Consider the following 17,471-nt stretch of genomic DNA (forward strand, 5'->3'; position numbering starts at 1 on the left):
GCTAGTTTTCTCATGGACAGATAAATATTAACAAATTATAAAAAATTATATTTTTTGAGAAAAATTTTTAAAAATCTAATTTTGAATCATTCTATTGAGTGTTTTACCAATCAAAAAAGCAACTACTGCAAAAACTATAGCTATCAAGGATATATATCCAAATAACTCTTGGTATTTATGAAAACTCTCTATAGTCATCTGAGTTGAAAATCCTACGTCAGTATCGTATTTTATACCGGTGGTAACAGCTTGAGCGATAGTTGTACCTATCTTTATACCTATAGCTGAAGTTATAAACCAAGTTCCCATTGCAAATCCTGTAACCCTTTCAGGTAATAGTTTAGCCATTAAAGATAAACCTAAAGCTGATATTAACAGTTCACCAGATGAGAAAAATATTGTTATTGCTAAAACTTCCCAAAGCATACTTACTTTCGCAGTTGGATCATTAACTAAACAAGCTAAAAACATACTTCCATAAGCAAATCCACAAAGTAAAATACCCAAAGCAAACTTAAATGGTAAGGTTAAATCTCTACTTCCTAATCTAGTGTAAACAAAAGCTAATATTGGAGATAAAATTATAATACCCGCTGTATTTAAAACCCCAGGTATTGTTTGTGGATTAACAGTGTAACCAAAAAGGTTTAAGTTAACGTGGTGAACGTTAAACAAAAAGAAAGAAGTTGCTTTTTGCTGATAAATTACAAAGAAAAGTACTGCATAAACCAAAAGTATAATAGCAGCTAGAATTTTCTTTTTAGATTGAGGATCTTTTTCTACATATATTTGAAACGCAAAGATCCCAAAAATAAGTCCAGCACCAAACCATAGTATATAATTTATCGTGTCATTTGTTTGTAAAATAAAACTAAGTCCAGCAATAGCAAGTATAAAAACAAATACTATAAGTACTGTTTTGAGCGTACCTACACCTGTTAAACCAATTTCATTATCAATATTTTTTATACTTGAATAACTAACCAAGCTGTTTAAAATTCCTATTGCAAAACCAATTGAGCAAACTCCATACGCAACAGTGTATCCATAGTTTGTAGCTAAAATAGGAACTAATAAAGACGCTGATAGAGAACCCATATTTATAGACATATAAAAATAAGTGTATACAGAATCTAGCTTTCTTTTATCTGTATACATTTTAGATATTAAATTTGTAGGTGCTGGTTTAAACAAGGATGAACCAACTATAATACATGCTAAACTAAAGTATACATAACTACTTATACTTTGTATAAAGGGACTAAGAGCTAAGCTAAAGTATCCAATTAAAAGAAATATAGACCCTAAAAACATGGTCTTTTTTATACCGAAAACTTTATCTGCAACAAAACCACCTACAGCATTAAAAACATAGGTTAATGATGCAAAACCACCAAACAATAAAACTGCGTTTTTCTCGGTAAAATTAAACCCATACTTACTCATAAAAAATAATATAGCTGTGTAGCTAAAACCGTAATACCCAAATCTTTCAAAAAATTCGAAAAAACATAAAAGGAAAAAAGGATTTTGTTTCTTAATATTTATCATAACTTTTGTATATCTAATTTTAAGTGATTATTTATTATAACATTTTATTGTCGAGTTTTTGATAATTCTTTTTACCATTAGTTGCTTTAAGCCTTTGCTAGATTGTGCTCTAAACGTTTATCTTGATTCCAAAATAGAACCTCATTAGGAGTTAAATAAATGCTAGATTGTATTCTGAAAGTTTTAAAATAGTTGAAAGAGAGTTCCAGATGTAGTTTATTAGGTTTGTGAAGATCAAATAAACGAACAGGAACTAAAAATGGCACATAGACATTTAACTCTTTCAGATAGATATTATATAGAAAATTTACTTAAATTAGGATACTTAGAAGCAGCAATAGCTAATAAAATAGGATTTAGTAAAACAGCTGTTATAAATGAACTTAAAAGGAATAAAGTAGGTAAAAGTTATTCTGCAGAGATAGCCCATAAGTTGTATTGTAGTCGTAGAAAATCAAATAATCATAAACTTACTAATGAAGTTAAAAAACTGATAATAGCTTTACTCAAAAAGAAAATATCACCGGAGTTAATTTGTGGTAGATTAAAGCATGAAGGTATAGCTAACCTAAGTTTTAAAGCTGTTTATAACTTTATACAAAGACATAACCTTAAACAGCTATTATTTTACAAAGGCAGGCGTTACAAATACAAAAAAGAAGGCTCCTCAAATCAAGGTAAGATAAAGGATAGAGTCAACATATCACAAAGGCCTAAAGCAGCTAGTGATAGAGAAGCGCTATATCATTTTGAAGGTGATACTATAGTCGGTAAAGATCATAAAGGAGCTATTTTGACTATGGTAGATAGAGTTAGTAGATTCACAATTCTAGGCAAAGCTAAAGATAGAACAGCTAGTTCAATTAACCAAATTTTATACAAAGCATCAAATGGTAATAAAATTACCACAGCTACTTTTGATAATGGTAAAGAGTTTGCTAAACACAAAAAATTATCAAATAAAACTGGTATTAAAGTATTCTTTGCAGATGCATATAGTCCATGGCAAAGAGGTACTAATGGGAGACGCTGCTTTGCCTAAAACAATGAATATGAGTTAATTGAAAAAATGGTGTCATAACTATTCAACTTGAAAATAATAATGGTAAACTGAAAGTAGATTGGCATTATATCGGTCATGAAAAATTTAAAGTTTCAAAACTAAAAATTGTAAATATGAACAAGGATTTAGAACACGATGCTTGAGCTGAAAAAATTACAAAACTGTAGCTTACCCAACTATGATAGATCTCAACTAAAGACAGGAATACTACATATTGGAATTGGTGCTTTTCATAGAGCTCACCAAGTATATTACGTAGATAAATTACTTAATTGTAATGATAAAGATGCTCTTAATTGGGGCTATATTAGTGGCACTATCAGAAGTAATAAAAAGCTTATTGATAACCTTCGCTTAAATGATTGTATGTACACTCTTTCAACTAATGATGAAAACGGTACTAGCAATAAAATTATTGGAGCCTTGAAAGAAGTATATTTTGCTGGTAATGGGCAATCGCAAGGACTTATAGATAAAATCCGTACTAAAGAAATAAAAATAATAACCTACACAGTAACTGAAAAAGGTTATTACGTAGACTTATCTACACAAAAATTAAATCTTGAAAGTCCAGATATTATTTATGACCTTAAAAATTTTAATACACCTAAAACAGCTATAGGTATTACTGTTGCTGGTCTATATAAACGTTGGCAAGAAAATGGTCACCCCGCAACTTTGCTTAGTTGTGACAATATGCCTAATAATGGTAAAATCCTTAAACAAGCTATATTAGATTTTTCAAATAAAATAGATAAAAATTTGGTTAGCTGGATAAAAAGTAACTGTAGTTTTCCCAATTCAATGGTAGACAGAATAGTTCCTGCTGTAACTGAACAAACAATTGAAAATATCGCTACCATGATTGGGCAAAAAGACTTATCTGCTGTGGCTACGGAGAAATTTTCTCAGTGGGTAATTGAAGATAAATTTGCTAACGGACGCCCTACTCTAGAGAAAGTAGGCGTTGAGTTTGTAAAAGATATAGAACCTTTTGAAAAACTCAAGCTTACTATGTTAAATGGCAGTCATAGCTTAATTGCTTATTTAGGTGCATATGCTGGGTTAAAAACTGTTGATGAAGTTATTGCTAAGCCTGAGTTTTATAATTTTATTAAAAAATATATGTTAGAAATAGCAGCACCTTTAGTAGATGGTTTACCCGAAAACGTTTCAACTTTAGAGTATGCTAACAAATTATTACATCGTTTTGCTAACCCACATTTAAAACATAAAACTGAACAAATAGCTATGGATGGCTCTAAAAAAATTTCTCAAAGGTGGTTAGGCTCTTTGAAAAAATTAATACAGAATAATCATAAATTTGACATTATAGCAGTAGGTTTAGCTGGCTGGATATTATTTAATTCTGGTAAGAATGAAATAGGTGAAAGTGTTGGAATATCTGATCCACTGGAAGAAAAATACTTCTTTATTTATCAAAAAAATAGCACTATTGAAAAAATAGTTAATGAATTTATTAACCTTGAGGAAATATTCTCAAAAGAACTTTCTACTAATAAAATACTAGTGGAAAAAGTAATTTATTATACAAAAAAAATTAGCTCAAAAGGCGTATTACAAGTAATTAAAACGTTTAAATTTAGAGGTATAAAATGATAGAGTCATGGCGATGGTTTGGTCCAAACGATCCTGTATGTATTGAAGATATTATGCAAACTGGTGTTACAGATATAGTAACTGCCCTACATCACATCCCTAATGGTCAAGTTTGGGCTATCGATGAAATTAAAAAAAGACAATCCGAGGTAGAAAATTCGACTAAATTAGGTAAAACTAACTTAACCTGGTCAGTTGTTGAAAGTATACCCGTTCATGAAGACATTAAAAAAGGTAAAGTTACTCGTGATAAGTATATAGAGAACTACTGTCAGAGTATTCGTAACTTAGCTCAATGTGGTATTAAACTAATAATATATAACTTTATGCCTGTTCTAGATTGGACGCGTACAGATTTGGATAAAAAAACCGCTACTGGTGCAAAGACCTTATCTTTTGATGAAGTTGCTTTTGCTGCTTTTGATATCCATATTTTAAAAAGAAAAGATGCTAATAAAGATTATAAACCAGAAATAGTAACTCAAGCTAAAGCATATTTTGAAAACATGAGTCAAAGTGAAATCAACACACTTACAAAGAATATTATTGCTGGTCTACCAGGTGCTGAGGAAAGTTTCTCTTTAGAACAATTCCAGGCAGCACTTGATGAATATAGAGGTATTGATAAAACGAAGCTACGTGAAAATTTAGTATATTTCCTAGAGAAAGTCATACCTGCCGCTGAAGAAGTTGGAGCTAAACTTGCGATCCATCCCGATGATCCGCCATTTGAACTATTTGGTTTACCTAGAATTATTAGTACTATAGAAGATTATGACTGGTTGTTTAAAACTATACCATCTATGGCCAATGGTATAACCTTTTGTGCCGGTTCGCTGGGCTCTAGATGGGATAATGATTTGCCACTTATGGCTAAAAAAATTGGTAGAAGAATTTACTTTACCCACTTAAGAAATGTATCTCTTGATCCAGATAGTCGTAGTTTTTACGAAGCTGAGCATTTATGTGGTGATACTGATATGTATGCTTTAATAAAAGAAATTCTTAAAATTGAAAAAAATTCTAATCCTATATATATGCGTCCTGACCACGGTCAACAAATATTAAGTGATTTGGATAAAAAAACAAACCCTGGGTACTCCTGCATTGGACGGATGAAAGGTCTTGCAGAAGTACGTGGTGTTGCATATGCTGTTAAAAAAGAGTTAGAAAATGGGAAATAAATTACTAGCTATTGGTGAATGCATGCTAGAACTTAGTGGCAAAATTCAGCTAGGTTCGCACGCTAAGCTAAACTTTGGTGGAGATGTTTTAAATACTGCCCTTTATTACTCTAGATTAGGTGGAGAAGTTTCTTTTTTTACAGCTTTAGGTGACGATGACTTTTCTAGTCAAATAATAAGCCAATGGCAAAGTGAAAATATCGATACATCTACGGTTTTAAGGCTTAAGAATACAGTACCTGGTCTATATGCTATTCAGACAGATGATTTTGGAGAAAGAAGTTTTTATTACTGGAGAGAGCAAGCACCAATAAAACAACTTTTCCAACATGTTACAAAAGATCAGTTAAATAGTTACATTAACAATTACCAATATCTGTATTTCTCTGGAATTTCGTTATCAAGGTGGGACGAAAGCCAATTGGAAATTTTTATTAGCTGGTTAAAAGAATTTAAAAATGCAGATTCTAATAAACAAATTATTTTTGATTTAAATTATCGCCCCAAATGTTGGCAATCAAAAGATCAAGCTAAAATTTACCTAAAAAAAATCCTTAAATATATAACTATAGTTATAACTACTTTTGAGGATGAACAGTTATTATTTGATGATACAGACTATCAGCAGACTTTAATTAGATATAACAAAGCTGGTATCGAAACTATCGTAATTAAGCGTGGTGCTAAACCTACTATTATTTCGGATAATGATAAGATATTATCAATAGATATAAATATAGTTAAACCTATAGATACAACTGCAGCTGGAGATAGCTTTAATGCGGCCTTTTTAGCTGGATTTGATCACAACATAGGTATACAAGATAGTGTTAAATTTGCACAAAGTTTTGCTGCTGAAATCATACAACATCATGGAGCTATAATAGACAAAAAATATACAGATACCTATGTAGAAATTCTAAAGGAGCTTTAAAATGTCATTAGAAAATATCTTAAAAAAGAACCCTCTAATACCAGTCGTCGCTGCTGATACAATAGATCAAGCAAATAACATTTTATATAAACTTCGTAATAAAAATATAAAAATCGTTGAGTTTACTCTTAGAACGCCTAATGCATTAGAAGTTATTAAAGAAGTTATTCAGAGTAATGAAGATTTTGTTATAGGCGTTGGAACTATTACAACTTTAGAGCAATTAAGAAAATGCTCACTCTTAGGTGCAGATTTCTTAGTTTCTCCTGGAACAACTATAGAAATGCTAAAATTTGCTAGAGACCATAACCTTCCTTACGTGCCCGGAGGGGTTACAGCTTTTGAAATAATGACTATATTAGAATATAGATTTAATGTTATAAAACTCTTTCCTGCTGAAGTGATTGGTGGAATAAATCTCCTAAGAAATTACCAAGCTGTTTTCCCTCAAGTTAAATTTTGTGTTACTGGTGGAATTAATTTAACAAATAAAGATATATATCTCACTCAAAAAAATGTTATAGCTATAGGAAGCTCATCATTAATATAGAAGGAGAAAAAATGCTAAGTAATAATGTATTAATGCCTATTGATAAACAAACAAGAGAAATTGCTCTTGAAATTTATCAAAATATTAAGGATTTACCAATTATTAGCCCGCATGGACATACTGATCCAACTTGGTTTGATGAAAATAAGCCTTTTGAAAATCCCGTAGAATTACTTATAAAGCCTGATCATTATATTTTTAGAATGTTTTATTCTCAAGGCCTTAGATTAGAGGATTTTGGTATCTCTCGTAAAGATGATAAATCAGTAGAAACAGATCCTAAAAAAATATGGCAAAAAGTTGCAGAAAATTGGTACTTATTTAGAGCCACCCAGGTTGGTTTATGGTTTGACGCGCAACTTAAAAATGTTTTTGGTTATAACAAAACTTTAACCCCAGAAACAGCTGATGAGCTATATGAGCACATAAATAATTGTTTAAAACGAAAAGATTTCCTACCTAGAGAAATATGTAAAAGATTTAACATAAAAGTTATAGCTACTACTGATAATGTTGATGATGACCTTCAATCTCATAGAAATATAGCAAACTCTGATTTTGATTGTAAGATAATACCTACGTTTCGACCAGATACTGTTACAAATCCTGAGCTACATCCTGTGCATAAAAATATTAAAAAATTAGCCAAAAAACTAAATACAGAAATAGCATCATATGAAGATTTTCTAAAGGTTTTAAGAGAACGTAGAGAATTTTTTAAATCAAATGGTGCGACAGCTTCAGATCATGGTATTAGTATACCTAAAACATATGATCTAGATAAATCTGAATGTAAAAGTTTGTTTAAAAAAATACTAACTAATATAGCTTCTGATAAAGAAAAAAGAATTTTTAGTGGTCAAATGCTTACAGAAATGGCCAAAATGGCAACAGACGATGGATTAGTAATGCAAATTCATGCTGGCGTATTTAGAAACCATAATCCACGTATTCATAGAAAATTTGGTAATGATAAAGGATGTGATATTCCAGTTAAATGTGATTATGTAAATGGCTTACATCCTCTTTTAAGTAAAGTAGGTAACAACCGTAATTTTAAAACGGTGTTATTTACTATGGATGAATCTACTTATACTCGTGAGCTGGCTCCATTAGCTGGGCATTATCCAAGCGTGTTTTTAGGTCCACCATGGTGGTTTAATGATTCTGCGGAAGGTATGAAAAAGTTTAGACATGCTGTCACAGAAACAGCTGGTTTTTATAATTGTTGTGGTTTTATAGATGATACTCGTGCCCTACTGTCTATACCTGTTAGGCACGATATAGCTAGACGTGTAGACGCTAACTATCTAGCTGAAATGGTTATGTTAGGAAGATTATCAAAAGCTGACGCTTTAGATGTAGCTTATGATTTAACATATACGCAATCTATCAAAATCTTTAACTTAGACATTTAACATCTAATATGGAGAATGAAATAGTGAACAATCAGAAATCTACTTCTACTAAATTTTACGTGGCTATTGTAGTAGCTGTAGCTGCTATTGGGGGACTATTATTTGGTTTTGATACTTCAATTATTGCAGGAGCTACGCCTTTTATTCAAAAAGAGTTCACAGCTGAACACTGGCAAATAGAGATAGTAGTTAGCTTCTGTGTTTTAGGGGCTTTTTTTGGAGCTCTTACTAGTGGTTACTTTACTGATAAGTTTGGACGTAAAAAAGCAATGATTGCTACTAGTTTACTTTTCATAATAGGTACTTTGATAGCAGCTTTAGCTCCTAATATCGGGGTTCTAGTTTTAGGACGTTTTATGTTAGGGTCTGCGATTGGTGTAGCTTCGTATGCAGTACCATTATTTATCGCTGAAGTTGCTCCAGCATCTAAAAGAGGCTCTCTTGTACTTTGGAATGGAGCTTTTTTAACAGGTGGTCAAGTAATTGCTTTTATAGTTAACTATTTACTTACAGCTAGTGGTGATTGGCGTGTAATGATAGCTACAGGTCTAATTCCTGCAATCTTACTATTTATAGGTATGTGCTTTATGCCATATTCTCCAAAATGGCTATTTTCTCAAGGTAGAAAACATGAGGCTCGTGAAACCTTGATAAAGATTCGTGGAACTGAAGGTGATGTTCTAGAAGAGTTAAAAGCAATCCAAAACAACTTAGAAAGATCGGTAAAAACTAAATTCTCCGCTATTTTTGATAAAAAAGTGCGTCCAGTACTTTATATAGGTTTAGCTCTTGGTATTTTCCAACAGTTCTTTGGTATCAATACAGTTATGTATTATGGTCCATATATAATGTCTAACATAGGCTTTGAGGGCGCTGAAACTAAAATGTTGATGACTTTAGCATTAGGCCTAGTTAACTTTATAGCTACTATTGTAACAATTATATTTATAGATAGGTTAGGTAGAAGAAGATTTTTATTAATAGGTTCAGCTATGGCAGCAGTAAGTTTGTTTAGTATGATTTATTTATTAAATGATGATTCTTCTGGTACAACAGCAGTTTTAGCTTTAATATGTCTATTGATATACGTGGTTGGTTATTGTATAAGTGTAGGTTCACTATTTTGGTTAATTATATCGGAAATATTTCCTTTAAATGTACGTGGTTCTGCTATGAGTTTTGTAGCTTCAATACAATGGTTAGCCAACTTTGTTGTCGCTGCAACATTCTTAACTATATTAACAGCTTTAGGAGTTTCATTTACATTTGGTATGTATGCTTGTATAGCTACCTTAGCATTTATAGTTACATACTTTTTTGTTCCAGAAACTAAAGGAGTATCTCTTGAAAATATAGAAGGTAATTTAAACAAAGGTGTACCGACTAAATATTTAGGGAGGTCTGACTAGATTACACCATTCAAAGCAACAAATTTATACTTACAGAATAATTTAAGGGGGCCTCGTTATGCTTCAAGCAACAGATAAAAACTCGTTTGGTGAATTTCGTAACTATACAGACAGTAAATTCCAAAATAGAGTAGAAAAAACTTATAAAGAGATGCATACTAACCAATCTCTAGATTATGTTCAACAAATGAAAAACAAATATTTCAAACTTGAGTTAGGTAATATGGATGTTTATGAGGTCTTTAAATTACTTGAAGATGTCCATGATGAGAGTGATCCAGATAATGATCTACCTCAAATAGAACATGCTTACCAAACAGCTGAAGCTTGCCAAAATAAGCTGCTAAAAAATGATATTGAAATTAGAGAAAATACTCTGATTAAATCGCTGTTTCGTGACCATGAGTGGTATAGTTTACCATCGCAGTGGCAAGAGTTTTATACCCAAAAAGAAACTCTTACAAATTTATATAGTCACATTACAGATTGGTCATGGTTTCCGCTAATAGGATTCATACATGATTTAGGCAAAATTATGACTTTACCTAAATATGGTGGGCTTCCTCAATGGTCTACTGTTGGAGATACTTATCCTGTGGCGTGTCCTTTCGCTAAGGCCAATGTATTTTCTCACAAAGAGTTCATTAAGGGCTCTAAAGACTATAATAAATACAATACAGAAACAAACTCCCATTACGGCATCTATGAAAAAGGCTGTGGTTTTGATAAAGTTCATATGAGCTTTGGACATGATGAGTATATTTATAAAGTCTTTGAAGAAGGGAGTAACATACCTTATGAAGGTTTATATATTCTACGATACCATTCTTTTTACCCTTGGCATACACCACAAACCGGTGGTTTAGCTTACCAAGAGTTAGCTAATGAAAAGGACTGGTTATTGCTACCTTTGCTAAAAGCTTTTCAAAAAGCTGATTTATACTCAAAATTACCAGAATTACCACCTAAGGAAATTTTAGAAGCAAAGTATAAAGCTCTTTTAGATAAATGGGTCCCTAAGAAAAAAATTAACTGGTAAAAAGAAAATATTATTATCTATAAAATTTTTAACCCAATTAGAAACTGATATAATTTTAGTTCGTAAAAGTCTATATATCCCGACCGAAATATAAACAATATTCATCAAAAACAAAATTAAAATAAATATATAATAAAAATTTAAATATATTATGCAAATTAATTAGTTTATTAATAACATTATATAAATGTTCAACCTTAATAATCTAGATACCATCAACTACAATTAGAGGTTGCTGTTGTGAGTTTAAATTATCTGGGATTTTTAATTTAAAGTGATTATAAGCTAAGAGTGTCGCTATTCTACCTCTTGCTGTTCTCATTATGTAACCTTGTTGAATTAGATATGGTTCTATAACATCCTCTATAGTCCCCTTTTCTTCACTCAAAGCAGCTGCCATAGTATCTAAACCGACAGGACCACCAGCAAACTTCTCCATGAGTGTAAGTAAATATTTATGATCCATGTGATCAAAACCTACTGGATCTACCTTTAACATACTTAATGCCTTATCGGCTATATCTAGACTGATTTTACCGGAGGCTTTTACTTGAGCGTAATCTCTTACTCGTCGTAACAATCTATTTGCTATTCTAGGAGTGCCACGTGAGCGTTTTGCGATTTCTTTAGCACCGTCATCTGTAATATCTAAATCTAAAAGCTTAGCGGAACGATAAACAATCTTAGATAGATCTTCTATAGAATAAAACTCTAAACGTTGAATAATACCAAACCTATCTCTAAGTGGTGAAGTCAAAAGCCCTGCTCTTGTTGTAGCTCCAACTAAAGTAAAGGCAGGCAAATCAATTTTGATAGATCTAGCAGCAGGACCCTCACCTATCATGATATCAAGCTGGTAATCCTCCATTGCCGGATATAAAATTTCTTCTATTACAGGGCTTAAGCGATGTATCTCATCTATAAACAAAACGTCGTTTTCTTCTAAATTTGTAAGTAAAGCTGCTAGATCACCAGCCTTCTCTAATACAGGTCCACTGGTTTGCTTAAGTTCAACACCCATTTCATTTGCAATAATATTTGAAAGAGTTGTTTTACCCAACCCTGGAGGTCCAAATATAAGGGTATGATCAAGTGCATCATTACGACTTTTAGCGGCTTGGATAAAAATTTCCATCTGCTCACGGACATTAGGCTGACCTTCATAATCTGCTAAAGTTTTTGGTCTTATAGCCCTGTCGATAGCCTTTTCATCATTACTTTGGATAGAGTTTGCGGAAATTATTCTATCTGTTTCAATCATGTTTTAAAAAATGTTATAAAAATATAAATTTATTATAACACTTTTATTTGGCTTTTAATTTAGATTAATACGTCTATTTAGCTGTATAGCCTCCATCTATAGGTATTAAACCACCAGTCATAAATTTACTTTTATCACTTAATAAAAAATATACAAGCTCTGCTATTTCCTGAGGTTGAGCAATACGTCCTAATGGAAATTCTTGCTCTTCAGCAGTGTATGCCACCTTCATTTCAATACCTTGACTATCAGCGTATCTTTTAATAGTTGATCTATATAGCTGAGTATCGACTGTTCCAGGGCAAATAGTATTAACACGAATATGGTCTTTAGCTAAATCTAAAGCTAAAGATTTTGTCATCTGAGCTATAGCTCCTTTACTTAAAGTATAGGCAAAACTATTAGGTTTGGCTATAAAACACTGATCAGAACCATTAAAAACAATCGAAGCCTCTTTCTTTAGTTTACCATTTAAAGCTTTTATTATATAAATATTTGCCCACACATTTAGATCTAAAACTTTGTGGATTTCTTCTATTTCTAAATCAAATATAGAACCTTTTATCAACATTCCTGCGTTTAAAAATATTCCATCAAAGCTAATTTCTGGAGGAAGACTTTCCATAGCTGCTTTGATTTGTGAGTGATTAGTTAAATCAGCTTTTATATAATTAAGATTTGGTTGGTTCGATTCTGGTTCTAAAACATCTAAATTAATAATATAGTTTTCTTCTTTCTGTAGCAATAAATCCACTACAGCCTTACCAATGCCTTTTGATCCGCCTGTAACTAAATAATTACACATATGTTACAAATTAAAGTCTATCATAATATAAATAATATCTGATAAACTTTGAAAAGTTTAAACATTTTGTCTAAAATTCCAATTACATAACTTAACTTATTTTATACTAGGAGAAACTAGTGGACCTAAAAGATTTTAAAATTATTGAATTATCGCACTTTGATACGAAAGCTGTCAGCTATTTTAATGATGAAGCTAGCAAACTATTATACCTAGAAAGCCCTGCTGTAAATGTATTTAGAGACTTTAAAGAACATAAAGCCTTAACTATAACTGGGGATGCGCCTTTACAGGAAGTAAAACAGAAACTTTTTGATAACCATAAAGATTTTATATTAGTTATAAACTCTGATAATCAAGTAACTGGAACTATCGGTCTTCACTATCTTGAGAGTACAGCATTACAAAAAACTGCTCAAGAAACAGGTGTGAAAATAACGGAATTAACTGCAGATGATATAAAACTTCGCATATCTAACGTAAATGCTATTCCTCACTCAATGATAAAAGATGCAAAAATAGGACATATACTGAATACTTTAATGAATACTAGCTATCATCATATAGTTGTATATGATGAAGATTTTAAAAGTGAGCAATACATTCGTGGATATTTTGCTTTTAGCCACATTAAAAGGAAGCTTGGATTAGAAGTTTATCACTCATATCAAAAAGATGGTGTGGCAAACATTTCTAAGGGTATATAAATTACTACCTAAATTACTATTATCTACTTCAACTATTGAATACTACGCGGTCCGCCATCCTCGTGCTTTATAGTTCGGTAACTAAGTAATAATATAGTGATACTTCAATTATGTTTTATATTGTTTTTCATTTCTGCATATTTTATGTATCATAAATTTAACTTAGTAATTATAGTATATCGTCTGATATAACTAACTTATATGAAAAAAGAGATAAGAATATGTGTACAAGTGTTTTTATAAATAAAAATGGATATAAAGTAGAAGCTAGATCTATGGATTTTCCTATTAATATAGCTTTCGAAAATGGTTGGAGTTATGTGAATGTAGAAAATACAACTGATATTGTTATAGATGCAGTTAATATACCGAAAGATCAATTAACTAGCTGGAAAAACAAATATGGCTACTTTGGTAGATTTGGCTTTGATAAGCGTATAACAGATGGTATGAATACACAAGGCTTGTCATTAAGTATTTTGTATTTACATGGTACTATTTATCCCAAATATGATCCTAAAGATAAACGTCCCGTCATTGCTATATATGATATTACAAACTTTTTACTTGCAGTTGCTAAAGATGTACCAGAAGCTTTAACATTAATAGAGAATCATCAAATTGTAAATAGTGCTGTTGAGTTAGAACCTGGAATATTTGTAACTGGGATTCCTTTACATATATCATTACGTGATAAATATGGTAATAGTGCTGTTTTAGAGTTTATAAATGGTAAGATAAAAATTTATCCCAAAGCAGGTGATGTTTTAACAAACGCTCCAACTTATGATTGGCATTTAGAAAATATTAAAGAATATAAATCCTTACTAAAACCACAAAGTAAAAGTAAATTTGCTGATAAGACTGTTAATTATAATGATGTTGCTAATAGTTCAAGACCTGAAGTAGCACAATTAATAGGTATGCCAGGTGATTTTAGTGCAGCTTCTCGTTTTATTAGAGCATATATACTTTCTAGTTTAATGCCTGAACCAAAATCAAATAGAGAAGCTTATTTTCATGCTACATCTATAATTGCAAATACATCTGTACCACCATATGAAAAATCTATGACTCTTTGGACAACTATCAAAGATTTAAATAACCTAACTATAGCATACAAAGATAATGCAGTATACCAGGGGATAGGAACAGCCGGAGTGTATGCTATGAGTATAGATAGTGGCTATGTTACTTATGATCTAAAGGCAATGAATTTTAACAATATACCACCAAGAGCTCAAGATAGCGGAATAAAGCCAACTGACCCCAATATGGTTAAACAAATTGTAAATATGGAAGATGTTGTTGGGTTAGAAAGGCAATAGACGGTTTTTTATTATCATTATTGAAATCCTCATCTACAACGGTAGAAAGCTAAATTGTATTCTCAATGTTTATATTGATTTCGAAATATACTCCATTAGGAGTTAAATAACTCACCTTACGCATTTTAGTTATGAATTTCTAATTTCATATAGTTGCTTAAAAGCAATAGCATTAGCTCTAACCAAGAGCTTATATTTCAGAGCGAAGTGGTTTAGAGAAGTTTTTATCTTGAGCATTTCTAGTTTACAAAAAGCCACTAATGAGCAAAAAATATGATTTCTTTGAGTTTTCTCAACTTTAGTTGGTGATGCTGATAAAGAAGTATTTTGCTTAATTGATTTATGATAAACCTCTATTTGCCATCTTTTTTGATAGTCATGATATAACTGATTAGAATCTATTTCTAAATCATTTGTTACAAGATATAAAATTCCTTTTGCACCGTTCTCGTTTATGAAAATCTTTTTTGTTAAAAGGACAGGGAAATTCATATCTTTAAGCCATATCTTTAAAGATTCTCCATCAGCAATATCAAGTTCAGAGAGTTTAATAAAATCCTTACTCTTTCTAGCATAATCACTCAAGGCAACAACTCTATTTGACTTCATACCAAGTATGAATTTCTTCGATAATGTGTGATGTATGAAATTCATATTATCTTTAGAGCAAAACCAGCTATCTGCCAAAATATATTTAAACTTAACATGATTAATAACTGCTCGATTTATCATGTTTTGAAACATTTGGTTTTTAGTAACTTTAGATCTTCTTTTATACCGCTTATCTTTTTCATCATAATATCGCTCATCCTTTTTCACTATTTCATAGTCTATTGGAATAGATAAATTTGATGTACTAAGCATACATGAGACTATATTAATACCCTTTACATGAACACCTTTAGCATGAGAGTGATGCCAACAGACTATATCATTCTCATCTGTACTTGGCTTTTCACTAATTGTATCATCCAAACAAAGAACATCGTATTCGTTATTATGTTTTCTAACTAAAGGCTTTATATATTTCCAAAATTCTAAGCTTGTTAAATCTGACTTGTTTAAAAACCTTGTTATTTTGTCATGGGATACTTCTTGATCTAATATATCTGATAATTTTGTAGCCGTAGCATACTTAGTTTGGCTTATAAGATAATCTGTGTATATGTCTAGTAAATCCTTGTTCATTTCTTAAAAAACAGAATTTTTTCCTATGTCCAGTATTCTAAATATCTTTTTAAAACTTACAATCTTTTGCGTAAGGTGAGTAAATAATTTAAACATTTTTTTTTGCAATATTTATAACTATTGTAGGTGTTAGAGCAAAACAACTATTTTAAAAATAGTCTTTAAAACGTCTACCTATATGAGTTTATTTTTTCAATAAGATTTTCTTTGGTTTGCTTATTCGTAAAAGCTGCTTTAGCTGCATTTATATTCATAGTAATAATATCATCTAATGATAAATTAGTTTTTTGACATGCCATTGTATATTCATCTGTTATTGTTAGATTTTGCATCATTAAACGATCATCAGTATTTAAAGCTATACTTATACCCTTATCAAACATCTTTTTAAATGGATGAACTTCAAAACTTTCTATAAAACCCAAAACTATGTTGCTAGTAATATTTGATTCAATGTGGATTTGTTTTTCTATCAGTAATTTAACAGTGTCTTCAAGTAATTGCTGGTCTTTTGTGGCAAATAAATTACACGCATGCCCTATCCTACTAGCTCCACTTTTTACAGCATCTATTATATTTTCAATAGTCGAAAACTCACCACTATGTGCTGTAAGCTTGATATTGTTTTTATTTAAAAATTCTAGAGTCTGCATTTGAGTCTCAGATAAACTACCATTTATATCCATGCCAGCAAAATCAAAGCCCACTACTTCGCTATAATTTGTACAAAGTTTTGCCAATTCAAGATTAGTTTTATCATCTAAATGATACATACCACAAACTAATATCCCTGTTTCAATAGAGTATTTCTTTTTAGCTTTTTCAAATCCCTTTATTACACTTTCTATAATTTGGTTATAAGACAACCCTTTCTCTCTATGGAAATAAGGGCAAAACCTAGCTTCAGCATAAATAACATTTTGTAAAGCATGGTCTTCTGCAAACTCAAAAGCTACTCTTTCAATAGCATCTTCTGTTTGCATCACTGCACAAGATAAATCAAATGCTTTAAAACATCTTTCAAAATCCCTTGAGGAAAATTCTTCGTAAAACCACCTGGACAAATCTTGAGGATTTTTCTGTGGTAAGTTTATATTTTGCTCATTAGCAATATCAATAACTGTATCGGCTCTTAAACCGCCATCTAAATGATCATGTAAGATCACTTTTGGGATCGAAAATATTTTATTTTGATTCATTGTATGAAATTAGCAATACCTTGTGTATTTACAATATTACTAAAATTAAAACCTTACTTACAGTAAAATTTATTTTCTATGTCTTTGATAGTTAAATTATATGGATACTTTTTACCAGATTTTTTTATACTCTCTATTTCAAAATATCCTAACTATTTATGCTGATTCTTAAATTTTTCTATTATAATCTAATCGGTAATAATAAAAATTTGCAT

Annotated in this window: 14 protein-coding genes and 1 pseudogene; 10 read left to right on the plus strand and 5 right to left on the minus strand. The window is 31.0% G+C overall.

Annotation, left to right across the window (positions count from 1 at the left end):
• Nucleotides 1-75: 75 nt before the first annotated feature.
• Nucleotides 76-1,551, minus strand: a complete 1,476-nt coding sequence (locus tag FRA_RS04020; RefSeq protein WP_035719116.1) for a peptide MFS transporter — start codon at nt 1,549-1,551, stop codon at nt 76-78.
• Nucleotides 1,552-1,810: 259 nt separating this feature from the next.
• Between FRA_RS04020 and FRA_RS04025 the strand changes: the two are divergent.
• The 8 genes and pseudogenes from FRA_RS04025 to FRA_RS04060 form a co-directional block, all read left to right on the plus strand.
• Nucleotides 1,811-2,572 (plus strand): annotated as a pseudogene (locus tag FRA_RS04025) (IS30 family transposase); the annotation flags it as partial.
• Between the two features lie 177 nt (nt 2,573-2,749).
• The gene (locus FRA_RS04030; protein ID WP_035719118.1) at nt 2,750-4,234 is read left to right on the plus strand and encodes a mannitol dehydrogenase family protein; all 1,485 of its coding nucleotides are present in this window, start codon (nt 2,750-2,752) and stop codon (nt 4,232-4,234) included.
• A complete protein-coding gene (uxuA, locus tag FRA_RS04035) occupies nt 4,231-5,418 on the plus strand; it encodes a mannonate dehydratase (RefSeq protein WP_035719121.1) in 1,188 nt (395 codons plus the stop codon). The genes FRA_RS04030 and uxuA overlap by 4 nt, the downstream gene beginning before the upstream one ends.
• Nucleotides 5,408-6,352 carry a sugar kinase gene (locus FRA_RS04040; protein WP_035719122.1) on the plus strand — a complete coding sequence of 315 codons (945 nt, stop codon included), beginning with the start codon at nt 5,408-5,410 and terminating at the stop codon, nt 6,350-6,352. The genes uxuA and FRA_RS04040 overlap by 11 nt, the downstream gene beginning before the upstream one ends.
• Before the next feature lies 1 nt (nt 6,353).
• A complete protein-coding gene (locus FRA_RS04045) occupies nt 6,354-6,902 on the plus strand; it encodes a bifunctional 4-hydroxy-2-oxoglutarate aldolase/2-dehydro-3-deoxy-phosphogluconate aldolase (RefSeq protein WP_035719124.1) in 549 nt (182 codons plus the stop codon).
• Between the two features lie 11 nt (nt 6,903-6,913).
• Nucleotides 6,914-8,320, plus strand: coding sequence for a glucuronate isomerase (gene uxaC, locus FRA_RS04050; protein WP_035719128.1), 1,407 nt, complete (start codon nt 6,914-6,916; stop codon nt 8,318-8,320).
• Nucleotides 8,321-8,343: 23 nt separating this feature from the next.
• Nucleotides 8,344-9,729 (plus strand): sugar porter family MFS transporter, encoded by a 1,386-nt coding sequence (locus FRA_RS04055; RefSeq protein WP_035719131.1) that lies wholly within the window; start codon nt 8,344-8,346, stop codon nt 9,727-9,729.
• Nucleotides 9,730-9,787: 58 nt separating this feature from the next.
• A complete protein-coding gene (locus FRA_RS04060) occupies nt 9,788-10,768 on the plus strand; it encodes an inositol oxygenase family protein (RefSeq protein WP_035719134.1) in 981 nt (326 codons plus the stop codon).
• Nucleotides 10,769-10,973: 205 nt separating this feature from the next.
• On the opposite strand, the gene ruvB is transcribed toward FRA_RS04060, so the two are convergent.
• A complete protein-coding gene (ruvB, locus tag FRA_RS04065) occupies nt 10,974-12,029 on the minus strand; it encodes a Holliday junction branch migration DNA helicase RuvB (protein ID WP_035719139.1) in 1,056 nt (351 codons plus the stop codon).
• Nucleotides 12,030-12,102: 73 nt separating this feature from the next.
• A complete protein-coding gene (locus tag FRA_RS04070; protein ID WP_035719143.1) occupies nt 12,103-12,834 on the minus strand; it encodes an SDR family NAD(P)-dependent oxidoreductase in 732 nt (243 codons plus the stop codon).
• A gap of 119 nt (nt 12,835-12,953) precedes the next feature.
• On the opposite strand from FRA_RS04070, the gene FRA_RS04075 reads away from it, so the two are divergent.
• Both FRA_RS04075 and FRA_RS04080 read left to right on the plus strand, forming a co-directional pair.
• Nucleotides 12,954-13,541 carry a CBS domain-containing protein gene (locus FRA_RS04075; RefSeq protein WP_035719144.1) on the plus strand — a complete coding sequence of 196 codons (588 nt, stop codon included), beginning with the start codon at nt 12,954-12,956 and terminating at the stop codon, nt 13,539-13,541.
• Nucleotides 13,542-13,762: 221 nt separating this feature from the next.
• Nucleotides 13,763-14,869, plus strand: a complete 1,107-nt coding sequence (locus FRA_RS04080) for a linear amide C-N hydrolase (protein WP_035719150.1) — start codon at nt 13,763-13,765, stop codon at nt 14,867-14,869.
• Nucleotides 14,870-14,998: 129 nt separating this feature from the next.
• On the opposite strand, the gene FRA_RS04085 is transcribed toward FRA_RS04080, so the two are convergent.
• Both FRA_RS04085 and add read right to left on the minus strand, forming a co-directional pair.
• Nucleotides 14,999-16,057, minus strand: a complete 1,059-nt coding sequence (locus tag FRA_RS04085) for an IS701 family transposase (protein ID WP_464110816.1) — start codon at nt 16,055-16,057, stop codon at nt 14,999-15,001.
• A 170-nt stretch (nt 16,058-16,227) separates the two neighbouring features.
• Nucleotides 16,228-17,256: an adenosine deaminase gene (gene add / locus FRA_RS04090; protein WP_035719168.1), complete on the minus strand. Its 1,029-nt coding sequence runs from the start codon at nt 17,254-17,256 to the stop codon at nt 16,228-16,230.
• Nucleotides 17,257-17,471 lie beyond the last annotated feature (215 nt).

The organism is Allofrancisella heilbronnii (genome assembly GCF_000710735.2).
Lineage (GTDB): Bacteria > Pseudomonadota > Gammaproteobacteria > Francisellales > Francisellaceae > Francisella > Francisella frigidaquae.